This window comes from Mesorhizobium sp. M7A.F.Ca.US.005.03.2.1 (assembly GCF_003997795.1).
Lineage (GTDB): Bacteria > Pseudomonadota > Alphaproteobacteria > Rhizobiales > Rhizobiaceae > Mesorhizobium > Mesorhizobium ciceri.
In genome coordinates, this window is record NZ_RZRP01000989.1 from 1 (window position 1) to 2,150 (window position 2,150).

3 protein-coding genes are annotated in these 2,150 nt (G+C 64.0%); all 3 read left to right on the top strand.

Going from position 1 to position 2,150, the window contains the following annotated elements; all coding sequences use genetic code 11:
- Positions 1 to 707: FAD binding domain-containing protein (locus EN991_RS33600; RefSeq protein ID WP_127370348.1), on the top strand; the 707-nt coding region annotated here is incomplete at its 5' end.
- A gap of 59 nt (positions 708 to 766) precedes the next feature.
- Positions 767 to 1,249: a (2Fe-2S)-binding protein gene (locus tag EN991_RS33605; protein ID WP_127370349.1), complete on the top strand. Its 483-nt coding sequence runs from the start codon at positions 767 to 769 to the stop codon at positions 1,247 to 1,249.
- Positions 1,250 to 1,260: 11 nt separating this feature from the next.
- The coding region (locus EN991_RS33610; RefSeq protein ID WP_164769571.1) for a molybdopterin cofactor-binding domain-containing protein at positions 1,261 to 2,150 on the top strand (890 nt) is incomplete at its 3' end.

Sequence of the window (2,150 nt, forward strand, 5' to 3'; positions counted from 1 at the left end):
CGCTGGTTGTCCGCGCGGCCAATGAAGGCGACGTTTCGGTTTCCGGCCTTGTCAGGTCGACCGAGCCGTCTTTGTCCACCATCGCCGTTGCCGGCGATAAAGTCCGCATCGGCGCTTCGGTGACGATGGCGGCGATCGCCGACCATCCGGAGCTTGGCACGCTCGCCAAGGCCGCCCGTGCCGTCGGAGGCCCGGCCATCCGCAACATGGCGACCGTCGGCGGCAATCTTTTTGCCCCGAGCCCGTATGGCGATTTCGCTGTTGCCCTGCTGGCGCTCGATGCGACGGTCAGCACCGATGACGGTGAAACGCCGATCGAGACTTTTCTGGCCAATCGGGGCGGCAGCCGCGTCGTCGTCACTTCCGTGAGCTTCACGCTTCCGAAGGCCGACAGTTTCCGCTTCCTGAAAGTGTCGAGGGTAAAGCCCAAGGGCGTCTCCGTGCTCAGCATAGCCGGTGCTCTGGAACTGTCGTCGGATGGCTCCGTGACCTCGGCGCGGATCGCGCTCGGCTGCATGGCGGATCGGCCCATGCGCGCCAGGGCGGCGGAAAAAGCGCTGATCGGCCGAACGCTGACCGCTGACGGTATCGCGCCGGCCTTGGCCGCGGCCGGTGATGGCACCTCGCCCATCACCGACCCGATCGCCAGCGCCTGGTATCGCGCCGAAGTCCTGCCGGTTCATCTCGGGCGGTTGCTGCTCGCATAATATTTGTTCGGGGGCGCGCGTCTGTCCGCTGGTTCGGGCAGGCGCGCTGGGAGGAAAACATGGCAAAGGTTCCGGTTCAATTCACGCTCAACGGCTCGGAAAAGGCCGAATTCATCGACAGCGGCACGACGCTGCTTCAGGCGCTGCGCGACAAGATCGGTGACACCTCGCCGAAGGGCGGCTGTCATCAGGGCACTTGTGGTGCCTGTTCGGTCATCATCGACGGCGAACTCCGGCTCTCCTGCCTGACGCTGGCCGAGACCTGCAATGGTGCAACCATCACCACGACATCCGGTCTTGCGGAAGGCGGCGTGCTGCACCCGTTGCAGCGCGCCTTCCTCGACACGTTCGCCACGCAATGCGGCTTCTGCACGCCGGGCATGATCATGGCGGCCAAGGCGCTGCTCGACCACACGCCCAATCCCAGCCGCGACGAGGTGGTCGAGGCGCTGTCGGGCAACATCTGCCGCTGCACCGGCTACGAGCCGATCATCCAGGCGGTGCTCACCGCCGCGCGGTCCAACTCTCAGAACGCGGCTTGAGGTTACAAAAAATGGAACTGCGCAAGAGCTACTTCGCCGATGTCCGCAAGGATGATCTGCACGAGATCGGCCAGCCGCGGCCGCGCTCGGATTCACCCGGCCATGTCACCGGCAAGACCGCCTTTTTCGCCGACCGCAACTTTCCCGGCATGCTGCACCTGAAGATGGTGCGCAGCCCGCATCACCATGCCCGCATCCGCTCGATCGACACCTCCGAGGCGGAGAAACATCCAGGCGTGGTGAAAATTCTGACCGCCAAGGATGTGCCGCACAATGTCTACACCATCCTGATCCTGATCCAGATCGGGCCGGAGGACGAGACGGTGCTTGCCGACGGCAAGGTGCGCTGGAAGGGCGAGGCCGTGGTGGCGGTGCTGGCCGAAACCGAGCGCGCGGCACAAGAGGCCGCAGCCAAGGTCAAGGTCGACTATGAGGTGCTGCCGGCCGTCTTCGACATGGAAGAGGCGCTGAAACCCGACGCGCCGCTGGTCAACGAATATCACGGCCAGAATTATTACCTCTATGATAGCGGCGAGTGCCGTAAGGTGCGCTTCGGCGATGTCGAGGCGGGCTTCGCCGGCGCCGACCACATACTGGAGCAGAGCTACCAGTCTTCGCCGATCGAGCACGCGCCGACCGAGACCACCGGCTGCGTGGTGGCGCCCGAGGGCAATGACCGCTTCACCTGCTACACCAACACGCAGGCGATGTTCTTCACGCTCGACAACACCTCGATCATCCTGCAGATGCCGGGCAGCAAATTGCATTTCGTCGGCGGCACAGTCGGCGGCGGTTTTGGCGGCAAGGTCGACGTCATCGTCGAGCCGATCGCCATCCTCGGCGCAAAACTAACAGGACGACCAGTCTGTTTTATCTACAGCCGCGAGGAGGAGATGCAGAT